The 20,020-nt window shown below is 66.4% G+C and carries 20 protein-coding genes; 6 read left to right on the top strand and 14 right to left on the bottom strand.

The annotated features are described in order from the left end of the window. Positions 1 to 89: 89 nt before the first annotated feature. Together U1839_RS15080 and U1839_RS15075 are read left to right on the top strand one after the other, a co-directional pair. On the top strand, positions 90 to 1,103 hold the full coding sequence (locus U1839_RS15080) for a polyprenyl synthetase family protein (protein WP_332804429.1): 1,014 nt from the start codon (positions 90 to 92) through the stop codon (positions 1,101 to 1,103). A gap of 27 nt (positions 1,104 to 1,130) precedes the next feature. Then, complete coding sequence (locus U1839_RS15075; protein ID WP_332804428.1) at positions 1,131 to 1,397, top strand: hypothetical protein; 267 nt, start codon at positions 1,131 to 1,133, stop codon at positions 1,395 to 1,397. Here the strand turns inward: U1839_RS15075 and U1839_RS15070 are convergent. The 4 genes from U1839_RS15070 to U1839_RS15055 form a co-directional block, all read right to left on the bottom strand. Then, positions 1,388 to 1,546: a hypothetical protein gene (locus tag U1839_RS15070; protein WP_332804427.1), complete on the bottom strand. Its 159-nt coding sequence runs from the start codon at positions 1,544 to 1,546 to the stop codon at positions 1,388 to 1,390. The genes U1839_RS15075 and U1839_RS15070 overlap by 10 nt on opposite strands. Before the next feature lie 210 nt (positions 1,547 to 1,756). Continuing rightward, on the bottom strand, positions 1,757 to 2,677 hold the full coding sequence (locus U1839_RS15065) for a DMT family transporter (RefSeq protein ID WP_332804426.1): 921 nt from the start codon (positions 2,675 to 2,677) through the stop codon (positions 1,757 to 1,759). 193 nt (positions 2,678 to 2,870) lie between these two features. Next, positions 2,871 to 4,157: an MFS transporter gene (locus tag U1839_RS15060; RefSeq protein ID WP_332804425.1), complete on the bottom strand. Its 1,287-nt coding sequence runs from the start codon at positions 4,155 to 4,157 to the stop codon at positions 2,871 to 2,873. A 111-nt stretch (positions 4,158 to 4,268) separates the two neighbouring features. After that, entirely contained in the window at positions 4,269 to 6,866 is a 2,598-nt protein-coding gene (locus U1839_RS15055; protein ID WP_332804424.1) for a TonB-dependent receptor, read from the bottom strand. A gap of 144 nt (positions 6,867 to 7,010) precedes the next feature. On the opposite strand from U1839_RS15055, the gene U1839_RS15050 reads away from it, so the two are divergent. After that, positions 7,011 to 8,162 carry an ROK family transcriptional regulator gene (locus U1839_RS15050; protein WP_332804423.1) on the top strand — a complete coding sequence of 384 codons (1,152 nt, stop codon included), beginning with the start codon at positions 7,011 to 7,013 and terminating at the stop codon, positions 8,160 to 8,162. 103 nt (positions 8,163 to 8,265) lie between these two features. On the opposite strand, the gene U1839_RS15045 is transcribed toward U1839_RS15050, so the two are convergent. The 3 genes from U1839_RS15045 to U1839_RS15035 form a co-directional block, all read right to left on the bottom strand. Further along, positions 8,266 to 9,324 (bottom strand): Ca2+-dependent phosphoinositide-specific phospholipase C, encoded by a 1,059-nt coding sequence (locus U1839_RS15045; protein ID WP_332804422.1) that lies wholly within the window; start codon positions 9,322 to 9,324, stop codon positions 8,266 to 8,268. 118 nt (positions 9,325 to 9,442) lie between these two features. Next, entirely contained in the window at positions 9,443 to 9,868 is a 426-nt protein-coding gene (locus tag U1839_RS15040; protein WP_332804421.1) for a GNAT family N-acetyltransferase, read from the bottom strand. Positions 9,869 to 9,942: 74 nt separating this feature from the next. Next, a complete protein-coding gene (locus U1839_RS15035; protein WP_332804420.1) occupies positions 9,943 to 10,890 on the bottom strand; it encodes a cation diffusion facilitator family transporter in 948 nt (315 codons plus the stop codon). A gap of 85 nt (positions 10,891 to 10,975) precedes the next feature. Between U1839_RS15035 and hrpB the strand changes: the two genes are divergently transcribed. Both hrpB and U1839_RS15025 read left to right on the top strand, forming a co-directional pair. Beyond that, positions 10,976 to 13,510 carry an ATP-dependent helicase HrpB gene (gene hrpB, locus U1839_RS15030; RefSeq protein ID WP_332804419.1) on the top strand — a complete coding sequence of 845 codons (2,535 nt, stop codon included), beginning with the start codon at positions 10,976 to 10,978 and terminating at the stop codon, positions 13,508 to 13,510. A 9-nt stretch (positions 13,511 to 13,519) separates the two neighbouring features. After that, positions 13,520 to 13,801, top strand: a complete 282-nt coding sequence (locus U1839_RS15025) for an ETC complex I subunit (protein ID WP_332804418.1) — start codon at positions 13,520 to 13,522, stop codon at positions 13,799 to 13,801. 160 nt (positions 13,802 to 13,961) lie between these two features. On the opposite strand, the gene U1839_RS15020 is transcribed toward U1839_RS15025, so the two are convergent. The 5 genes from U1839_RS15020 to U1839_RS15000 all read right to left on the bottom strand — a co-directional run bounded on the left by U1839_RS15020 (position 13,962) and on the right by U1839_RS15000 (position 17,095). Next, on the bottom strand, positions 13,962 to 14,489 hold the full coding sequence (locus tag U1839_RS15020; protein WP_332804417.1) for an NUDIX hydrolase: 528 nt from the start codon (positions 14,487 to 14,489) through the stop codon (positions 13,962 to 13,964). Then, entirely contained in the window at positions 14,486 to 15,166 is a 681-nt protein-coding gene (locus U1839_RS15015; RefSeq protein WP_332804416.1) for a TPM domain-containing protein, read from the bottom strand. Before U1839_RS15015 ends, U1839_RS15020 begins: the two co-directional genes overlap by 4 nt. After that, positions 15,166 to 15,987, bottom strand: a complete 822-nt coding sequence (locus tag U1839_RS15010; protein ID WP_332804415.1) for a TPM domain-containing protein — start codon at positions 15,985 to 15,987, stop codon at positions 15,166 to 15,168. Before U1839_RS15010 ends, U1839_RS15015 begins: the two co-directional genes overlap by 1 nt. Then, on the bottom strand, positions 15,984 to 16,448 hold the full coding sequence (locus U1839_RS15005; protein WP_332804414.1) for a TPM domain-containing protein: 465 nt from the start codon (positions 16,446 to 16,448) through the stop codon (positions 15,984 to 15,986). Before U1839_RS15005 ends, U1839_RS15010 begins: the two co-directional genes overlap by 4 nt. A gap of 62 nt (positions 16,449 to 16,510) precedes the next feature. After that, positions 16,511 to 17,095 (bottom strand): LemA family protein, encoded by a 585-nt coding sequence (locus U1839_RS15000; protein WP_332804413.1) that lies wholly within the window; start codon positions 17,093 to 17,095, stop codon positions 16,511 to 16,513. 171 nt (positions 17,096 to 17,266) lie between these two features. Between U1839_RS15000 and mscL the strand changes: the two genes are divergently transcribed. Next, on the top strand, positions 17,267 to 17,701 hold the full coding sequence (gene mscL, locus U1839_RS14995) for a large conductance mechanosensitive channel protein MscL (RefSeq protein ID WP_332804412.1): 435 nt from the start codon (positions 17,267 to 17,269) through the stop codon (positions 17,699 to 17,701). A gap of 771 nt (positions 17,702 to 18,472) precedes the next feature. Here the strand turns inward: mscL and U1839_RS14990 are convergent. Both U1839_RS14990 and U1839_RS14985 read right to left on the bottom strand, forming a co-directional pair. Beyond that, complete coding sequence (locus tag U1839_RS14990) at positions 18,473 to 18,751, bottom strand: hypothetical protein (protein ID WP_332804411.1); 279 nt, start codon at positions 18,749 to 18,751, stop codon at positions 18,473 to 18,475. A gap of 367 nt (positions 18,752 to 19,118) precedes the next feature. Beyond that, the gene (locus tag U1839_RS14985; RefSeq protein WP_332804410.1) at positions 19,119 to 19,793 is read right to left on the bottom strand and encodes a transposase; all 675 of its coding nucleotides are present in this window, start codon (positions 19,791 to 19,793) and stop codon (positions 19,119 to 19,121) included. Positions 19,794 to 20,020 lie beyond the last annotated feature (227 nt).

Below are 20,020 nucleotides of genomic sequence, written 5' to 3'. Positions count from 1 at the left end.
GACGCGTCCTCTTTGCGGTGCGATAACACGCGGCGCAAGCCCGGTTGGGCTTGCCTTTATGCTGTCTTGTCGCCACATCGCACGGCACCATGAGCGCCACGATCCACCGCCTCGACGCGTCGCGTGCCCCCTCGCTCGAACCGATGGTTCAGCTGGTCGCCGGCGACCTCAATCTGGTCAACGCCGTCATTCTCGGCCGGATGCAGTCGGACATCCCGCTGATCCCCGAACTGGCCGGCCATCTCATCGCTGGCGGCGGCAAGCGCATGCGCCCGATGCTGACGCTCGCCAGCGCAAGGCTGCTCGGCTACACCGGCGCGCGCCACCACCGCCTCGCCGCCGCGGTTGAGTTCATCCACACCGCCACGCTGCTGCACGACGATGTCGTCGACGGCTCCGACCTGCGGCGTGGCAAGCGCACCGCCAATCTGATCTGGGGCAACCCGGCGAGCGTGCTGGTCGGCGACTTCCTGTTCAGCCGCTCGTTCGAGCTGATGGTCGAGGATGGCAGCCTCAAGGTTCTCAAGATCCTGTCGGGCGCCAGCGCGATCATCGCCGAGGGCGAGGTCAACCAGCTGACCGCCGCGCGCCGCGTCGATATCGGCGAGGAGCGTTATCTCGACATCATCGGCGCCAAGACCGCCGCGCTGTTCGCCGCCGCCTGCCGCATCGCCGCAGTCGTCGCCGAACGCCCCGAGAGCGAGGAGCTGGCGCTCGATTCCTACGGCCGCAATCTCGGCATCGCCTTCCAGCTGGTCGACGACGCGATCGATTACGTCTCCGACGCCGGCACGATGGGCAAGGACGCCGGCGACGATTTCCGCGAGGGCAAGGCGACGCTGCCGGTCATCCTCGCTTATGCCCGCGGCAGCGCCGAGGACCGCGCCTTCTGGAAGGCGGCGATGGAAGGCCACCGCGCGCGCGACGAGGATTTCACCCACGCCGTGGCGCTGATCCGCGACAGCCGCGCGGTCGACGATACGCTCGCCCGCGCCCGCCATTACGGCCAGCGCGCGATCGACGCGCTCGGGCCGTTCCCCTCGGGCGCGGCGAAGGATGCGATGGTCGAGGCGGTCGAGTTTGCGGTGGCGCGGGCTTATTAGCGCGAGGTCGCGCCGAAGCAGGAATATATGGCTGTAACGCTGCTTCAGACCGGCGGACATCTCTCGCTGGAATTTGCGAGCTCCTATCTAGCGGCCGTACGTGACCATATTCGAGCCCGTTACCCCGACGTCGAAACAGAGTTTGCCGGTATTGCGACGATCGTCCGTTTTGGCGGAGAGGAATTTACCTTTCAGAACGAGTGGGATGATCCCTGCCTGATTTCCGGGTCGGCTAAGGGAGATGTAATTCTGCGGAGTATCCACGCGCATTTTGCGAGCGAAAGCTACCGCTGATCGGCAATCAGCGCCCGGCGGGTGGCGAACTCGGCTTCCACGACTTGGTCGGACACACCTTGCCCTTCTCGGATCTGGGCGCGCGCGATATCGACCTTGCGCTGAAGGAAATCGCGGCGATCCTGCTGTTGTTGGAGATAGTCGCGCATCGACTCCTCACCTGCTGACGGGTGAGGCGGGTAAATACATCATGCCGCGTCAATTGGGCAACGTCAGCAATGTTTCTAATTCGTCGCATCGAAACACCTTCACCGACACAGGCATAAAGCTTCAACAACGAAAGCTTTAGACGCGCTCCGAAAAATGTCTGCCGCTGCCGACGCGATCAAGCACCGCACCGCGACGGCGCGCAACAATCACTAGCCGTGTTCCTGCACCTGCAAGACCGGCGCACGGCTCGGCCGCAACGCTACGACCAGCACCCCGAGCAGTGCCAGCGCGGCACCGAGCAGCATGCGTCCGTCGAGCCTGTCGCCGGTCAGCAGCACCCCGCAGCCGATCGTGGCGAGTGGCGTCATCAGCGTCAGCGGCGCGAGCATCGTCGCCTCGTAACGGCCGATCAGCCAGTAATAGGCGGTGTGCGCGAACACCGAGACGACCAGCGCAGCGAACAGGATCGCGGCGACGAACGGCCAGCCGACCGCCAGCGCGCTCGACCATTGGCCGTGCTCGAGCAAGGCCGAGCCAAGCGCGAGCGGCACGAACGACGCCAGCCCGACCCATGCCTGGAAGCGCAGCGGCGCGACGTCCTCCATCTGCTTCATCAGGATCGCGCCGAGCGACCCCGCAAAGGCCGCACCGAGCACGAACCACAGCCCGACCGACAGCGCGACGCCGTGCGGGTGCCAGATCACCAGCACCACGCCCGCCAGCGTCAGCGCGATGCCGAGCCAGCGCCGCCAGTGGATATGTTCGCCGAGCATGGCGATCGACAGCAAGGTGGTGATCGGCACGCCCGCCTGGATGACGATCCCCGCCGAAGAAGGCGACGCGGTCTGCAGCCCGATGAACAGCAGCGCGAAATTGCCGCCGCCCATCAACAGGCCGATCAGCACGATGCGCCACAGCGGCTTCGGCGCCGGCCGCAACCACGGCAATGTGACGAGCAGCACGATGGCGAAGCGCAGCGCCGCATAGAAAAGCGGCGGCACGCCCCACTGGCCGACGATGATCTTGCTGAGGACGTTGCTGAACCCCCAGACGATACAGACCGTCGCCAGCAGCAGGAAATCACGGACGCGCATCGGCAATCCATGCACGACGGTGGCAGATTCGGCCATGGGGGGATCGTGGCGGGGCGTGGAAATGTCACGGTGGGCATCGCTAGCGACCAATCCCACCAGAGCGGGATGACATCTGTCTGAATCACCCCCGGTCCGTTCGTTTCGAGCGCAGTCGAGAAACGGCAACAAGCGCTATGCCAGGTTTCTCGACTTCGCGCGAAACGAACGGGTTAAGGTAAAGTCATCCCGCCTAGCGTGCGACGGTACGCCCCGGCGATCGTGCGTCGGTCATGCCGCGCTCCAACCGGCGCAAGCCGATGGCGGCGCCCAGCACCAGGACCGCGCCGAGCGTCGGGATGGCGCACATCATCAGCGGCAGATCGACATTGCCCGCCCCCCGAAAATCGGTCCTCGACAGCAGCGCCGCCAGCAGCATGCCGCCGGCGGCAAAGCCGATCTTGCCGCTTGCCGCGAACAGACCATAGCTCGGCCCGGCGCGCGACACTGCCATGCCGCTCACGGTCTCGCTGAATACGGCCCATTGCACCATGCCGACGCCGCCATTGCCGAGCCCGAAAACCAGCGCCGCAACCACGGCGAGGAGCGGGCTTTGTGCGGTCAAGGCAAAGCCGGTCAGCGCGACGATCTGCAGCAGCGCGGCGCCGAGCATGACCGTGGCACGGCGCATCACATGGCAGAGACGCAGCCAGATCGGCTGGCCCAACAGGATACCGGCGGCGGCGGCGAGCATAACCGCGCCGCCCCACCACGCCGATTGCAGCGTATAGCTGGCGAAATAGGGCTCGAGCTTTGAGAAGGCCGGGGTGAAGGCGGAGGTCGCGACCATCACCACCAGCAGCAGCCAGAGCGCCGGCGGCAAGGACGCCCGGGTCGTGGCGCGGCTGGCCTGCGCGCGCCTTGCGTCCGGCGCGGTGCGATCGCGCAGCACGCGCGCCAGCATCCCTGCGCTGCCGATCGCGACAAGCGCGAAGAGCGCGGTCAGGCCGAGCAGGAACCGGATGCCGCCCGGCCCGTCATGCATCGCCACCAGCGGGCCGACCGTCGCCGCGACGATCAGCGTGGCGGCGCCGCTGAACCAGATTCGCGTCGAGGCGACGCGCAGCCGGCTCGCCGGGTCGGTCGTACCCAGCGCCATCAGCGCGTTCTGCGGGATGTCATAGGCCGCAAAGGCGAAACGGAAGCCGATGCCCGCCACCATCGCGTAACCGAAGCGCAACGGCGCCGGCAACGACGCGCCGAAAAACACCGCCAGACCGGCCACCGAACACAATACCGACCCGACAAATTGCAGCCGGCTGGCCGCTGCGGCGGTGGCGAGCCATCGCTGCAACCCATAGCCCATCCCCAGATCGATTCCGGCGCTGACCAGGAAGCCCGTCGCCAGGACGATGCCCATCTCCTGCGCCGGCAAGCCGGCGATCTCGGTCAGGAAAAAGGCAAAAAGGATCTCGCTGGAATACCAGAACAGACTCTTGCCAAGATGCGCGAAGCCATAGACGAGCGTGACGCGCCACATGTCGGTTCGACCAAGGATCGCGCGCCTCCCATCGGCTGGTTGTCGGTTCGCACCCCTGACACCCCTTTTGTGACGGGTCGATGGCATCGACCGGCCGGGAGCGGTGAACGATCACATCTTGAGCGTCACCCCGAACCAGTAGGAGCGCCCGGGGCTGGTGGTCGTCGTCGGCGCGGACGCGCCGATGCCGGTGTCCTCGATCCAATAGCTGTTGGTCAGGTTACGCGCCTCGCCGAAAACGGTCAGGTTGCGCAGCAGGCGGAAGGTCGCCTGCGCATCGAGCCGCGCATAATGGTCGATCCAGATATCGGCTTCCGGCGTCGCGCCGAAGGTGCCGGTGAAGGTCCGGCCACGCAGGCGATAACCGACATTGCCGCCGAACCGCCCCTGATTATAGGTCAGGATCAGATTGGCCAGCCATTTGGGCTGGTTGCGCAGACCCTTCACGCTGCGCGCGGTGCCGTCGGTAAATACCACGTTCCAGGTGCCGTCGAGCAGGGTGTAATTGCCGGTGAAGCCGAGATTGCCCAGCGGCCCCGGCAGGAAGGCGAATTTGTCGACGACCAGGCTGGCTTCGAGCCCATCGACCTTGGCGCTGCCGCTGTTGAGCGGGATCGTGTCGATCTGGGTGAGCACGCCGGCGCTGTCGAACGTGTTGCGCACCTGGCGGAAGGTCTCGTCGGCCAGATTCTTGTGGAACAGGCCGAGCGAGACATAACCGCCCTTGAAATAGCCTTCGATGCTCGCGTCGTAATTCTTCGCCTTGCGCGGCCCGAGATCGGGATTGGCCCCGCTGACCACCTTCACGCCGGCCGAATTGTACGTAACGGTAACGCCATTGGCGAAGTCGGCGAAATCAGGGCGGGCGATCGTCTCGGTATACGCGGCGCGCAGCTTGAGCTTCGCGACCGGTTCGAACGATGCCTGCACGTTGGGCATGAACTCCTGATAGTCGCGGCGCCGCGTCTGCGGAGTGATCAAGCCCGAGATGGTGCTGGCCGTGGCGTCGCCAACATAGGTCTTCTCGACGCGGAAGCCCGCGAGAACACGCAAGCCAGGCAGCGTGAACACCGCGGCGGCATGACCGGCGAGCACGTCTTCCTTCAGCCGATAATCGGTGGTCGTCGCATCGTCGCGCGCATAAATGCCGTGCGCGGTCACCCAGGCGATATAGGCCGTCTGGTCGATAAAGGCGGGACTGGCACCATCGAGGATTTGCGTGCCCGCGCCGCTGTCCAGAACCTCGGACAGACGCAGCACCGGGCTCGCGGGGATGGTGTAATTGTTGGTCGTCTGGTTGAACGTGCGATCGAGCCGGCGCCACGCGACACCGCCGACGAACCCCAGCCCGCGCGCGCCGCCCTGCGCATTCCAGTTCAGCTCGGCACTGGCATTGTAGACATTGTCGCGGTGCGGCAGCGTCTGGAGGAAGGCGGCCTTGCCGGTGCGCTGGAGCCAGTTTGCAGGGGCCGACGCCGCCGCGAGCGAGGCCGCGTCGAGCGTCACCCCGGGCACGTCGCCGTCGAGGTTATAGTCGCCCGCGAGACTGCCGATCTGGAACCGCTCCGACCGGAACAGCGCTTCGTCATGATTGTAGCGCGTATAGGCGGCACGCAGGGCGAGCGAGGCGCGGTCCGCGATGCGGTAATCGAGACCCGAGCCGAGCAGGATCGACTCGCGGTTCAGCCGGTACTGCTCGAAATAGGTTTCGCCCGTGCCCTTGGTGAAGGTGCCGCTGGTCGGCGTTGCACCCGTCACGCGCGTTCCGGTGATAAAGGTACCGCCGCGGTTGAACGACTGGTCGATCGAGTCGTTGAAATAGCTGACCGACAGGAAGCCGTAATAGTGATCCGCCGAGCGCGTCTCGATCTTGCCGAACAGCGCCTTGCGTCGCTGTTCGGTCGGAAAAACGCCGTGGAAGATATCACCATTGGCGACGTTGACGCCGCCAATCTGGCTGTAGGACGTCACTTCATTGTAGCGATCGAAGAAGCTGTATTGCTGGAACTCGCCGCCAAGCACGACGCCGAACTGGCGGTTGGCGCCGAAAGTGAACTTGGCCGCGCCATCGACCCGCAGCGACGGATGGCCGCTCGCCGGAAAGCCGTCCTGCTCGTAGAGTCCATAGGCGCCGCGCAGCTTGAAATAGCTGGCGGTCCCGCCGTCGAACGCGCGCAGCGTGCGCAGTTCGATATGCCCGCCGATCGAATTGGCGTCCTGGTCCGGCAGCACGGTCTTGTAGACGTTGATCTGGTTGATCACCGATGCGGGAAACACGTCGAGCTGCGTGCCGCGATTGTTGCGCGACGAATTCCAGATCAGATTGCCGTCGACCTCCATCGAATTGTAGCGCGCATCGAAGCCGCGCACGGTGACGGTGCGCGCCTGCGAGCTGGAAAAGCCACGGTCGGCGCTGACGCCGGGCAGCCGATCGAGCACTTCGGCGAGCGAACGATCGGGCAAGCGCTCGATTTCGCGCTGGGTGAGCGTATCGACGATCTGGTCGGCACGGCGCTTGGTATCGCCGGGCGACTGGTTGAGCTGACGATAGGCCGTGACGACCACCTCCTCGGTCTTGCCGGGCGCGTTCGGCCCCGCCGCGCTGTCCTGCGACCCATCGCCGGCGTGCGTCTGGGCGCGCACCGCCGCAGGAAGCAGCGCCAGCAGGAGCGCGGTGCCGGCCAGAGCCTGGGCGCGAGCTATTTCCATGTGCGAATCCCCCGTGATGTTTCGCTGTTCGACTCGCCGGTTAGCGCCATCGGGCGACACTTTAATTACATAAATAAACTTAAAAGCCGTGTAGGAGGCGGCGAGCACAGTTGATACGGGGGCTGACGGACGATCGGGAGAGACATGCTGACGGCAACGCTGAACCTGTCCGCGAACGAGCGTCGCATCGTCGATCTCGTCTGGCGGCGCGGCCCGATCGCGCGCACCGAACTGGCGGTCATCACCGGGCTGACCGGTGCGTCGGTGACGCGCATGATGCGCCGGCTCGATGACTTCGGGCTGGTCGAGGAGACGGTCAACCGCGTCGGCGCGCGCGGCCAGCCGACCCGACCCGTGCACATCAACCGGGCGGGCGCGCTCGCGATCGGCGTCTATTTCTCGCATCGCCATGCCGAGATCGGGCTGATCGATTTGGGCGGCACGATCCTGCGTGCCGAGACGCGTGTGCTGGACAATGGCGATCCTGCCGCGCTCGGCGCGATGACCGCCTCCTTCATCGCCGATGTCACGGCACAAGGCCTCGCCCCGCGCGACCGGCTGCTCGGCGTCGGCGTGGCGGTGCCGGCTGATTTCATCGACGGCGTCCATCAGCTCCACGCCCATGCCTATTTCCCCGAGCTTGGCCGGCGCGACGCGTTGCGCGATTTCGCGTCCGCGGTGCCGGTGCCGGTCTATGTCGAGAATGACGCCGCCAGCGCCGCGCTCGGCGAGCGCATCCTCGGCGCGGCGCAGCATCTCGATTCCTTCGTGTTCGTCCATATCGGGCACGGTGTCGGCGGCGGCATCATGATGGACGGCCGGCTGATCCGCGGCGCGCGCGGCAATGCCGGGATGATCGGCATCCAGTTTCCCAACGATCGCCCCCGCCCTTCCGGGCAGGACCTGTTCGCCACGCTGGCGCGCGCGGGGATCATGATCGACGATTTCGCCGATCTCGAAGCGCTTTCCGTGCAAGGCTGCCCGCCGCTGCGCGCCTGGATCAAGCGCGCCGGCGCGCAGTTGCGCGACCAGCTCGGCATCACCGCGCGCCTGTTCGATCCCGAGGCGATGCTGATCGGTGGCCGGTTGCCGCTGCCTCTGCTCCAGGCTTTGCTGGCCGAGGTGAACGTGCCCAGATTCTGCGACGAGGGGGTCGGCCTGCCACCGCCGCGCGTCGTCGGATCGATGCTCGGCGTCCGCGCCGGCCTGGTCGGCGCGGCGGCGCTGCCGATCTTCCGCACCCTGCTCGACTGGCGCGAAGAAGAGAATAGCGCGCCGGGATTGTTGATCGCTTAGAGCATCGCGCTGAAACGTGGGTACCGGTTTTCAGCACAAGCGATGCGACAACAAATATCTAGATCAGCGCAACTGATCCCGATTTCAGGCACGCTGCTCTAAGCTAGCAGCGCCGGCGCGCCGTGACCGGGTTGCAGCGCGCGAATCCGTGGTCGAAGTGGACCGCATAGCCCGGAAAACGCGGGTCGACGCTCGGAAAGTCGGTCGACACGAAGGTGGCGCCGCTCGCAAAGGCCGCCTCGCGCCGGCGCGGATCGGCATGGCGGGCTTTTTCGGTGTCGGCGTCGGCGCGGGTATAGACGAGCAACCCGGCGCGGCGTGCGTCGGCGATGCGCGGATCGCGCGGGTCTGGCAGGATGGCGATGCGATCATGTGCGCCAACGCGCAGCGGCGCGCGCTTCGCCGGACGCGCCGCGGTGAAGATCACATCGTCGCCGTCGCGGTCGGTCGCCGCGCGATAACTGCGCGCGTGATCCTCGTCGTCGAGCAGCATGACCATGACCTTACCGCGCAGCGCGCCGAGCGTCGGCCACGCCGTCCCGACATCACCCGGCAGTAGCAGGGCCGAGCCAATGGCGTCGCGCAACTGTCGTTTGAGCCGCGTCCACCCGTCCGCACAAAGGCCGACGCAATTGCGATCGCGCGCCGGGGCGTCTTCCTTGACTTCGATCATCAGGATGATCGGCAGATGGTCCGGATGCGCCTTCGACCAGCCGGCGATTTCCGCGAGGCAGTCGGCCAGGAGCGGGCAGCTGCTGCGCGGGTCGTAGGTGGGCTTGTGCAAAACCTTGAAGCCGGGGGTCCGCATCTTCCCCGCCGGATCCCATGGCGCGTCCGCCACCTTGCCGCCGCGGACCAGCGCGTCGAGCAGCGGCGGCCGCGCGAACAACGTGCCGGCGGGGTCGTCATGGACGTCAAGCTCAAGCGCCATGATGCCCAGATCGAGCTGTTGGCCGAGCGGCTCGCGCGCATAATCGATCGCATCGGCGAGCCGCGGCCCGGTCCAATAGCCGCCTTCGGTGAAGCCGGAATGCCGTAGATACTCCAGCAGGATCGCATCTGGCCGCAGATGATAGCTGTTGTGCGTGCCGATCATCTGCACCTCGTCGAGCCGCAACAGATCGTCGGGCCGCGACCCATCGCCCGCCGTTGTGGCCCCCAACGGGAGCGCTACCGCCGCCAGGGCTAACGCGTGTCGTACCGATCGAGCGCTCTTCATTCGATCGCTGATATAATTTAATTATGTAATTTAAAAGGCGGTTTTGGCGATGAGATCGCGACTATGCGTCCAGACGCTTCCGCAGAAAGTACCGCACATTGTCGCGCGGCGAATTGTCGAGGGCGCCGAACACCTCATAGCCGAGCTTCTCGTAGAAGCCCCGCGCCTGAAAGGTGAAGGTCGTCAGCCACGCCCCGACACATCCGCGCTCGATGGCGATCCGCTCCGCCGTCGCCATCAACTTCACACCCAGGTCTTGATCGCGCATGGCGGCGGGTACGATGAGATAGTCGACGAACAGCCAGTCATAGACCGTCTTGCCCCACAGCCCCCCGACGACCGCGCCATCGTCATCCGTCAGCGTGATCGCAATCGGCTTCGGGTCGGCGGGGTAACCCTGTTCGGCATTGAAGGCCGCCAGCGGGGCCAGAATCGCGTCGCGAATGGCATCGGTCGGCGCATCGCAGATAGTTAGAGCGGCATCCATACCGCGCTATATCGCGCCCGGCGGATCATCCGCCACCGGCAATTGGTTGCGCGCGCCTGGCACACCCACCCTCGTCAGCACCCACCCGCGCAATCCTCGCCATGTTCGATCTGCAGCGTTGCGTGGCCGATCGCAAAGCGCTCCTTGAGCATTGCGCGTGCGCTGGCGAGGAAGTCGTCGCCGGGATGGCCTTCGGGGACGACGAGATGCGCGGTCAGCACCGTTTCCGTCGTGCTCATCGGCCAGATGTGCATGTCGTGGACGCGCGCGACGCCGGGCAGCGTGCGCAACTCGATCCACACCTTGTCATAATCGATCGCGCGCGGCACCGCGGCGAGGCTCATCTCGACCGACTCGCGCAGCAGGCCCCAGGTCTGCCAGAAGATCAGCACGGCGATGACGAGGCTGACGGCCGGATCGACCCAGACGAAGCCGTAGCGCCAGATCACCAGCCCCGACACGACCACGCCGGCCGACACCACCGCGTCCGCCGCCATGTGCGCAAAGGCGGCGCGGACGTTGATGTCGCCCTTGCGCCCGCTGGCGAACAGCATCGCGGTCGCGCCGTTGACGAGGATGCCGAGCCCGGCGACCGCCGCGACGGTCAGCCCCATGACCGGCTGCGGCGCGGCAAGCCGCTGGATCGCCTCGAGCACGATCGCGCCGAGCGCGACGAGCAGCAGCAACGCATTGCTCAGCGCGGCGAGGATGGTCGAGCCCTTCAGGCCATAGGTGAAGCGCTTGGTCGGCGCCGTCTTGGCCAGCCGCACCGCCGCCCAGGCCGCGCACAGCCCGAGCACGTCGGACAGATTGTGTCCGGCGTCTGCGAGCAGCGCGACCGAATCGGCATAGAAGCCAAAGCCGGCTTCCGCGGCGACGAACAGCAGGTTGAGGCCGATGCCGATCGCGAAGGCGCGCTCATGATCGCCCGACGGCGCGTGCGCGTGGCCATGGCCGTGCCCGTTCCCGTGCGCGTGCCCGTGCGCGTGAGCATGATCGTGATGATGGGCATGACCGGCCACGCGAATCTCCTTCTTTCCAACGGCTAGCATTCCCGTGCCGTGAAATACTAGGACATGGCGCCTGTGCTGTGGCAGCAGGCGGGCGATGCTGCCGATCCACGCCGTCCTGCCCGATCTGCTCGCCGCGCTCGCGGCCGGGCCGAACGCGGTGCTGATCGCGCCGCCGGGCGCGGGTAAGACCACCGCCGTCGCCCCTGCCCTGCTCGGCGCGGACTGGTGCGGTGGCGAGATCCTGCTGCTGTCGCCGCGCCGCCTCGCCGCGCGCGCCGCCGCCGAGCGCATGGCCGCGCTAGCCGACGAACCGGTCGGTGCTACCTTCGGTTACGCCACGCGGATGGACAGCAAACGCTCCGCAAAGACACGCGTCACGGTGCTGACCGAGGGTATCTTCGTCGCGCGGATCCAGGCCGATCCCGAACTGACCGGTGTCTCGGCGGTGCTGTTCGACGAGGTGCATGAGCGCAGCCTCGACAGCGACTTCGGGCTCGCGCTGGCGCTCGACGCGCAGGGCGCGCTGCGCCCGGACCTGCGGCTGCTGGCGATGTCGGCGACGCTCGATGGCGCGCGCTTCTCGGACCTGATGAGCGGCGCACCGGTGATCGAGAGCGCTGGGCGCAGCCATCCGCTCACGCTGCGCCATCTCGGCCGCGCGGCGGAAGCGCGGATCGAGGACAGCATGGCGACGGCGATCCGCACCGCGCTGCGCGAGCAGACCGGCGGCGTGCTCGCCTTCCTGCCCGGCGTCGCCGAGATCGAGCGCACCGCCGAACGGCTCGATGCGATCGGCGACCATATGGTGCTGCACCGGCTGCACGGCAGCATGGAGCCGCAGGCACAGCGCGCGGCGATCGCGCCCGATCCGCATGGCCGGCGCAAGATCGTGCTGGCGACCTCGATCGCCGAGACCAGCCTGACGCTCGACGGCATATCCGTGGTGGTCGATTCGGGGCTGGCGCGGCGCCCGCGCTACGATCGCGCGGCAGGCATGACGCGGCTGGTGACCGAGCGCGCCAGCCAGGCGGCGGTGACGCAGCGCGCCGGCCGGGCCGCGCGCCAGGCGCCGGGCACCGCCTATCGCCTGTGGGAGGAAGCCGCGACCGCCGGCCTGCCGCGCTTCGACCCGCCCGAGATGCTCGAGGCTGATCTCTCGGCGCTGACGCTCGACTGCGCGATCTGGGGCGTGGCCGATCCGCGCCGGCTCGCCTGGCTCGACCCGCCACCCGACGCGGCGATCGCCGAGGCACGCTCGCGGCTGACCACGCTCGGCGCGATCGATGCTGACGGCCGCCCGACCACGCACGGCCATGCCATCGCCCGCCTGCCGCTCGCGCCGCGCCTCGCGCATATGCTGGTGCGCGCGGGGGAGATGGGCATGGCCCGTATCGCGGCCGAGGTGGCGGTGCTGCTCGGCGAGCGCGGGCTGGGCGGGACGGATGTCGACCTCGAGACGCGCCTGCGCCGCTGGCACGGCGAGCGCGGGCCGCGCGCCACGGCGGCGCGGAAGCTGGCCGAGCGGTGGAACAAACTCACTCCCTCTACCCTAAGGGGAGAGGGTCGGGGAGAGGGGTGGCCACAAACGACACCGCCCGTGGCCACCCCTCTCCCTAACCCTCTCCCCTTAGGGGAGAGGGAAAAGGAGGCTGCCATCGCCATCGCGCTCGCCTTCCCCGATCGTATCGCCAAGCGCCGTGACGGCTCGGGGGAGACCTGGGCCTCGGTCGGCGGGCGCGGCTTCAAGCTCGACCCGACCTCGCCGCTCGCCCGCGCCGAATGGCTTGCGGTCGCCGAGACGCAGGGCATGGCGGCGGGCGCCCGCATCCTGTCGGCGGTGGCGATCGACGCGATAACGGTGGAGGCGCTGTTCGCCGATCGCATCGCGACGAAGCGCAGCGTGAGCTTCGACCCCGCGACCGGCGGTGTGGCAACGCTGCGCGAACGGCGGCTCGGTGCGGTACGACTGTCGAGCGGCCCCGACTCCGCCGCCGACCCGGCCGCCATCGCCGAGGCGCTGCTCGCCGGGGTACGCCAACACGGCCTCGACCTGCTGCCCTGGCCCGAGAGCAGCCGGGCGCTCCGCGCACGCGCGACCTTCGCGGCGGAACATGGCGGCGCGGCGGTCGCGCTAGACGACGCGGCGTTGCTCGCCGAGGCCGATGCGTGGCTCGCCCCGCTCCTTACTGGCAAGCGCCGGCTCGACCAGATCGACCCGGGCGGGCTTGCCGACGCCTTGCGCAACATCATCGGCTGGGACGGCATGAAGGCGATCGACCGGCTCGCGCCGAGCCATTTCGACAGCCCGGCGGGCAGCAGCCACCCGATCGACTATGAAGCCGAGGCCGGCCCGCGTGTCGAGCTGCGGCCGCAGGCGCTGTTCGGGCTTGCGGCGCATCCGATGGTCGGCGGCGGGCGCGTGCCGTTGGTGCTGAGCCTCACCTCGCCCGCCGGCCGGCCGATCCAGACGACGCGTGACCTGCCCGGCTTCTGGGCGGGTAGCTGGGCCGATGTCGCGCGGGAAATGCGCGGTCGTTACCCGCGCCACCCCTGGCCCGATGATCCGGCGGCGGCGAATCCAACACTGCGCACCAAAAATGCGGATGCGCGACGCGGCGGATCACGATAAGGGGGCGGCATGCCCATCGCCCGCATCTACCAACGCCCCAAGAACGCCATGCAGTCCGGTCGCGCCAACACCGATCGCTGGGTGCTCGAATTCGAACCCGCCGAGGCCAAGCAGCCCGACCCGCTGACCGGCTGGGCCGGATCGGGCGACACGCGCGAGCAGGTCAAGCTGAGCTTCCCGAGCGTCGCCGCGGCGCAGGCCTATGCCGAGCGCGAGGGGCTGGCGTTCACCGTCATCCCGGCGCCGACGCGTACGCTCAAGCTGCAGACATACGCCGACAACTTCAAATAGCGATTGGCGTCCCCACCCTCTTCGGGTGAGGCATTGGCGTTACCTGCCCCCGTTCGTTTCGAGCGCAGGCGAGAAGCGGCAACAAGCGCTCCGCCAGGTTTCTCGACTTCGCTCGAAACGAACGGGCTGGGGGGGGCGTTCAGACAGATGTCATCCCGCTTCAGCCGCCCAGGATCGACGGGCCGAGCAGCGTCAGGATCTTGACGTCGATCGCCACGCCTTCGGCCCGCTTCGCCGCGACATAATCGACGATCCCGGCCAGCGGCACGCGGTGGACGGTGATGTCCTCGTCGCCCTCGCCGCCGCCGTCGCTCACCCTGGTAAGGCCGGTGGCGCGTACCAAGGTGAAACCCTCGCTCACCATGCCCGGCGAAGAGTGGAAGTAACCCAGCGTCTCGATCCGCGCCGGGCGGTAGCCGGTTTCCTCTTCCAGCTCGCGCGCGGCCGAGGACTCGACGCTCTCGCCTTCATCCTCGTCGCCGACCAGGCCGGCGGGCAGTTCGAGGCAGCGCTTGCCGAGCGGCACGCGATATTGCTCGACCAGGATGACCTCGCCATCGTCGATCGCGAGGATCACCGCCGCGCTGATGCCGCGGGTGCGCGAGACATATTCCCATTTGCCGCGCTTCTTGGCGACGATGAAGCGGCCCTCCCAGACCGTTTCTTCCGGAGCGTCGAAATCGTTCACAGTTCGATCAGGCGATCGGGCAGTTCGTTGACATCGGCGTCGGTCTTGGGAAACTTCTCCGCCAGGATCGTGCCGATCGCCGCAACGGCGGCGGCCATCCCTTCGGCCGGGCGGCCCGCCTTCACCTCGACGACGAGGGCAGCCATCGCGTCACCCCAGCGTTCCGGCGGCACGGCGCCGTGGATTGCCTCGTCGGCGACGATCTCGGCCATGTGCTCGCCGAGCGAAAGATAGAGCAGGATGCCGACACGCGCGGTGGTGCGGCGCTCGGCGCCTACCTTGAAGTACTGCACCGCGCGGCGCCGCACGCGGCGCGAGCGCGTCGCGCGCGGGGTGAGCGCGAGGCGCAGCGGCATCCAGGCCAGCGCGTAGCGAATGACGAGGAAGACCACCGCCTGCGCCAGCATCACCGCGAAGAACATCCGCCCGACTTCTGGCGCGCCGCTCCAGCCGTTGGAGAACCAGGCGAGCTTCATTTCGAGTGTCGCCGGGGTGGCGGCCGCGATGGCCGCGACCAGCAGCATCGCGGCGATGGCATAATGCAGCGCGACGTCGTGATAGCTGTCCGACGTCTCGCTGACGATGGTGACGATCTCGCCATCGGTGCCGTGCTCGGCGGCGGTGACCGCCGCGCCGACCCGGTCGCGCCCGGCCTCGTCGAGAAATGTCCCTGCCATCACCAGCTCCCCGACGCGCCGCCACCACCGAACGATCCGCCGCCGCCGGAGAAACCCCCGCCGCCACCGCCGCCCCAGTCGCCACCACCGCCGCCGCCCCATGACGAGCCGCCGCCGCCGCGGCCGCTGGCGAGACTGCTCAGCACCGAACCCCACAGCACCGCCTCGCCGATGCCCCCGCTGCCGCGATAGCGCCGGCCGCGCGCGCCGCCGAACGCCATGGGCAGGATGATGACGACGATGACGATGATCCAGAAAATCACCGCGATCGGGCTGGTCTTGCTCGCGCGGTGCGCGGGCGCCGCGGTCGCCGCCTGTTTGGCCTTCTGCTCGGCTGCCTCGAGCGGCAGCGTCATCTGCTGGCCGATCGCCGTGGCGCCGGCAACGATCCCGCCGGGCATGTCGCCCGCCTTGAAGCGGGGCAGGATGGTATCGTTGATGATCACGCTCGACATCGCGTCGGTCATGATCGGTTCGAGGCCGTAGCCGACCTCGATCTTGACCTTGCGGTCCTTCGGCGCGACGATCAGGATGATGCCGTTATTGGCGCCCTTTTGCCCGATGCCCCACGCCCGGCCGAGGCGATAGCCATAATCGTCGATCGGATAACCCTGCAGATCGGGGATGGTCGCGACAACGAACTGCCGCGACGAGGCTTTCTCGATCTGCGCCGAGAGATCCTCGATCTGCTTCGTCTGATCGGGCGACAGCAGCTTGGCCGCATCGACCACGCGGCCGGTGAGCGGCGGGAAGGTCTGTGCCATTGCCGGCATCGCGGCGAGCGCGAGCAGGACGAACAACAAGCGGCGAACAAGGCTCATGTCGCTTTGGCTCCAACGGGTTCGAGCGTGCGCGTGATCGCAGCGGCGCCGGCGATGATGCCGCGCGGCAGATCACCGGCGCGGAAGGCGGGCAGGATATCCTTGTCGATGATCGTCTTCGCTTTGGGATCGGACAGCGTCGTTTCGAGGCCATAGCCGACCTCGATCCTGACCTTGCGCTCGGTGGGCGCGACGAGCAGCAGCACGCCATCGTTCACGTCCTTGCGGCCGACACCCCAGTATCGACCGAGATGGAGGCCGTAGTCCTCGATCGAATGGCTCCCGAGACCGGGCACCGTCACGATGACGAACTGATGGCCGGTCGCCTTTTCCAGCGCGGCGGACTGCGCCGACAGCGCGGCCTCCTGCGGCGGCGACAGCAGGTCGGCCGTGTCGACCACCCGCCCGGTCAGCGCGGGAAAGGCATAGCCGGCCGGCGCGGTCGCTTGCGCCGTCGGCACCGCAGGCGCCGCGCTGCCGCATCCGGCAAGCGCCAGAGCCAGCAGCGCGAACGCCCGAGGGATCAGTTCGAATTCCCGAAATTGACCGCCGGAGCGGCCTCGGCGCCGGGCGTCGTCGCCTGGAACGGCACCATCGGCTTGGCACCGTAGAAGATCTTGGCGCCGACCGCGTCGGGGAAGGTGCGGATCGTCGTGTTGTAGCTCTGCACCGCGGCATTGTAATCGCGCCGCGCGATGGCGATGCGGTTCTCGGTGCCTTCGAGCTGGCTCATCAGCGTGGTGTAGTTGCCCTGCGACTTGAGCTCGGGATAGGCCTCCTGCAGGCGCTGCAGCGACAGCGTGACGCCGGCCTGGGCCTGCTCATAGGCCGCGACCTTGGCCGGATCGGTCAGGTCGGCGCCGGAAATCTTGACCTGGCTGGCCGAGGCACGCGCCTGGGTGACCTCGACGAGGATGCTCTTCTCCTGCGCGCCGGCGGCCTTGACCGTCGCGACGAGGTTGGGGATCAGATCGGCGCGGCGCTGATAATTATTCTGCACATCGCCCCATTTCGCCTTGGCATTCTCCTCGGCGGTGGGGACGCTGTTGATCCCGCAGCCAGACAGGCTGACAATGGCGGCGAGTGCGAATGCGGCACGGTATTTCATCAGACAATCCCTCCAAGGCTTGCGCGCCCTTATCTAAGGGTCGCCGATGCCCACGTGAAGGGGGGTGCTGCATTATCCGGTCAATACACCCGTTGGATGTACCGCAGCGTGGCTTGCATCGCGTCGGGAAAGGTCGGTAACGTAACGATCCGGGCTTGGTAGGAAATAGGCATGTTCAAGGAATTCAGGGACTTCATCAATCGCGGCAATGTGATGGACCTCGCCGTGGCGGTGATCATCGGCGCGGCGTTTGGCAAGATCGTCACCTCGCTGACCGACGACATCATCATGCCGATCATCGGCAAGCTGACCGGCGGGCTCGATTTCTCCAGCCATTTCATCACGCTCGGCGCGATACCCGCGAGCTATGCCGGTTCGCTCAGCGACTATGCCGCGCTGAAAAAGGCCGGCGTGCCGCTGCTCGGCTGGGGTGCGTTCATCACCCAGGCGGTCAATTTCGTGATCATCGCCTTCATCATCTTCCTGCTGGTGCGCACGATCAACCGCATGTCGGCCAAGCCCGAGGTGGCGCCCGCCGAGCCGGCAGCGGAACCTGCCGACATCGCGCTGTTGCGCGAGATCAGGGACGAAATCAGGAAGCGCTGAGCGGGGCGGGATGGGGCGCGGTTTGCGCCTGCTTTACCTGTTCTTCCTGTTCCGGTTTTTTTCGTTCCTGTCCGGTTGGAGGCGGCGCGCGGCAATCTCGTTTGATTGCAACGACGTGACGCGTCGGCGTGTTGGCGATGCATGTCCAACTTAACAGGTGCGGAGCAGGTCGGCGGAACAGGTGGGAACAGGTCCTGTTCCGGGGGAGAACAGGTGCGGCGTCGCCAGGCTATTGCGGGCGACGATTTTCGCATGACCGACGATGAGAAGGAGCGACGCGCTGGGGGCGCGAGCGGGGGCTGGTAGCAGGGTGTGGCGTGGGGGTGAATCATGGCGCGGGGCGACGCGCGTGCGGTTGCCGTCGAGGTTGGCGGTCGTCCGGCTCGCCTGACGCCATCCGCTCGATCACCGCGAGCTTACACTCCCGGCTGAAGCGCCGCTGATCGACTCCGTTCGCCATAACGTCCTCCTTACTGGAGAACTGTCACCCTTTTCTCTGTCTCATTTCAGGGGTGCACTACACACGTGTCACCGTAATCAATGGCACGTGGTACCGTAATTCCTAATTCTTCTCTTGTTTTCTATAAATAACTCTAAGTAAAATCGCAAAACCATACGCGATACAGGCCCATTGCGTAGCCATTAGCATTTGTTCCGCCCCAATATACCCGCACTGATAAGTAATTTCCATTACCGATAATAAAAATATTACCGGCATCATTATTATAGAATTATTCGGACTAAAAAGATAGTTGAATATATTCATCAAATTTACTTCTTATTTTCAACCATTGGCTGCACAATTCGTTGACCGAGCTGCACGCCAGCAGAAATATTTGTAGCGATCCTATTTGCCGCTTGATTGCCCGCAGCAACACTAAATATTTTCTCGCCGCTTTGAAGCCCGGCCTTAGCCCCAGCACCGCCGCCGATACCACCACCCAAAGCAGCAGCCGCGACGCCTGAGGATAACGGCTTGCCATCAATTGCATTATTAGCAACTTGCTGAACACTGGAAACGCCACTCCCCAGTACCGTCTGCTCGGTCACTCTCCTAACGACCGTTGCGACTCCTTTGGTGAGAAGTTTCCCTCCCACGCCGCCATTTACCGCCCCTGCAACCGTGGCGGTAGCCAATCGGCCAATCTGCGATTTAGAAGAATCCCAAGCTCTTGACCAGTTGCCTTTGCGAGCTTCGCTGACCGCAGTTGACCAAGCAGCACGATCTTTTTTGTCAGCAATCTGGCCGATAGCTTCGATGGCGAATCCGATTCCTGCCCCGATGCACCACGGACCACATTCGCCACTCGGATCCTCGTTGTTGACCGGGTCATTGTAGACATAAGCGTACAGATTAACCTGATCCTTATACCCGGAATTACGGTGTCACGTGCAATTACCCCTCAATCTTAATCTCCTAATCTCCCGCGACATCCCTGGGCTTTGGCCCCCGCTTTGCCGGCGCGAGCTTGAGCCCCGTCTTAGCTTCCATGTCCGCCAGCCACTCTTTCGACCCCGCCGGTCGCCCGACACTCTCGGCCTTGCGCAAGGCGGCATAGGTTATCGCCTCGTCGAAGGGGTCGCCGAGGAAGGCGGCAAAGTCTCCGACGCGCTCCAATGCCGGGGCGACGGTAACGACGTGATCGTCCTGGCCGGCGATCAGCGCGCGGGTGCTCGACCAGCGCCAGTCCTCGGGCCGATCGACCAGCCGCGCGCGCAGCGGGTTGAGCGCGACATAGCGCAGCGCGGCGACGAGATGCGGCTCGTCCATCGCCACCGAGCTGAAGCGGCCCTGCAACAAATGGCCGGTCACGCGGAGCCGGGCATTGATATAGCCGGTATAGTGGCGATGGACGTAGCGGAAGGTGCGGCTCAACCCGTCCTCGTCGCTCGGCGTCGCGACGATGTGGACGTGGTTGGGCATCAGGCAATAGGACCAGATTTCCACCCCTGCCCGACCCGCCGCGTCGGCGAGCAGATCGAGATACAGCCCATAATCGCCATCTTCGAAGAAGGTCTTCTCGCGGCGATTGCCGCGCTGCGTCACATGGTGCGGGATGCCGGGCAGGACGATGCGCGAGAGGCGGGCCATGGCGGGAGGTTAGCGTGGTCAGGCGACGCGCGCAAGAGATTGGGGGTTATTGCACGTGTCACCGAAATCGCCACCGAAATCGCGCGAAATCGTCGGCGCCGGCCGCTGGCGGATCGGGGCAGGAACGCGCGTTCAGCGCGATTGGCGGTAACGCATCGTCGCTGGGCCCCGGCCTTCGCCGGGAAAGAAGACAGGAAGCGTGCAGGCGGCGAACGGCGTTTTGCCCG

Source organism: Parasphingomonas halimpatiens (assembly GCF_036663795.1).
Classification (GTDB): domain Bacteria; phylum Pseudomonadota; class Alphaproteobacteria; order Sphingomonadales; family Sphingomonadaceae; genus Sphingomonas.
The sequence above is the reverse complement of the archived record's forward strand: the minus strand, read 5'-3'. Positions and strand labels throughout refer to the sequence as shown.

Excerpts from the sequence above, each read along its gene's own strand:
- U1839_RS15080 (WP_332804429.1), top strand. The coding sequence starts at position 90 with ATGAGCGCCACGATCCACCGCCTCGACGCGTCGCGTGCCCCCTCGCTC.
- U1839_RS15075 (WP_332804428.1), top strand. The coding sequence starts at position 1,131 with ATGGCTGTAACGCTGCTTCAGACCGGCGGACATCTCTCGCTGGAATTT.
- U1839_RS15070 (WP_332804427.1), bottom strand. The coding sequence starts at position 1,546 with ATGCGCGACTATCTCCAACAACAGCAGGATCGCCGCGATTTCCTTCAG.
- U1839_RS15065 (WP_332804426.1), bottom strand. The coding sequence starts at position 2,677 with ATGGCCGAATCTGCCACCGTCGTGCATGGATTGCCGATGCGCGTCCGT.
- U1839_RS15060 (WP_332804425.1), bottom strand. The coding sequence starts at position 4,157 with ATGTGGCGCGTCACGCTCGTCTATGGCTTCGCGCATCTTGGCAAGAGT.
- U1839_RS15055 (WP_332804424.1), bottom strand. The coding sequence starts at position 6,866 with ATGGAAATAGCTCGCGCCCAGGCTCTGGCCGGCACCGCGCTCCTGCTG.
- U1839_RS15050 (WP_332804423.1), top strand. The coding sequence starts at position 7,011 with ATGCTGACGGCAACGCTGAACCTGTCCGCGAACGAGCGTCGCATCGTC.
- U1839_RS15040 (WP_332804421.1), bottom strand. The coding sequence starts at position 9,868 with ATGGATGCCGCTCTAACTATCTGCGATGCGCCGACCGATGCCATTCGC.
- hrpB (WP_332804419.1), top strand. The coding sequence starts at position 10,976 with ATGCTGCCGATCCACGCCGTCCTGCCCGATCTGCTCGCCGCGCTCGCG.
- U1839_RS15025 (WP_332804418.1), top strand. The coding sequence starts at position 13,520 with ATGCCCATCGCCCGCATCTACCAACGCCCCAAGAACGCCATGCAGTCC.
- U1839_RS15015 (WP_332804416.1), bottom strand. The coding sequence starts at position 15,166 with ATGGCAGGGACATTTCTCGACGAGGCCGGGCGCGACCGGGTCGGCGCG.
- U1839_RS15010 (WP_332804415.1), bottom strand. The coding sequence starts at position 15,987 with ATGAGCCTTGTTCGCCGCTTGTTGTTCGTCCTGCTCGCGCTCGCCGCG.
- U1839_RS15000 (WP_332804413.1), bottom strand. The coding sequence starts at position 17,095 with ATGAAATACCGTGCCGCATTCGCACTCGCCGCCATTGTCAGCCTGTCT.
- mscL (WP_332804412.1), top strand. The coding sequence starts at position 17,267 with ATGTTCAAGGAATTCAGGGACTTCATCAATCGCGGCAATGTGATGGAC.
- U1839_RS14985 (WP_332804410.1), bottom strand. The coding sequence starts at position 19,793 with ATGGCCCGCCTCTCGCGCATCGTCCTGCCCGGCATCCCGCACCATGTG.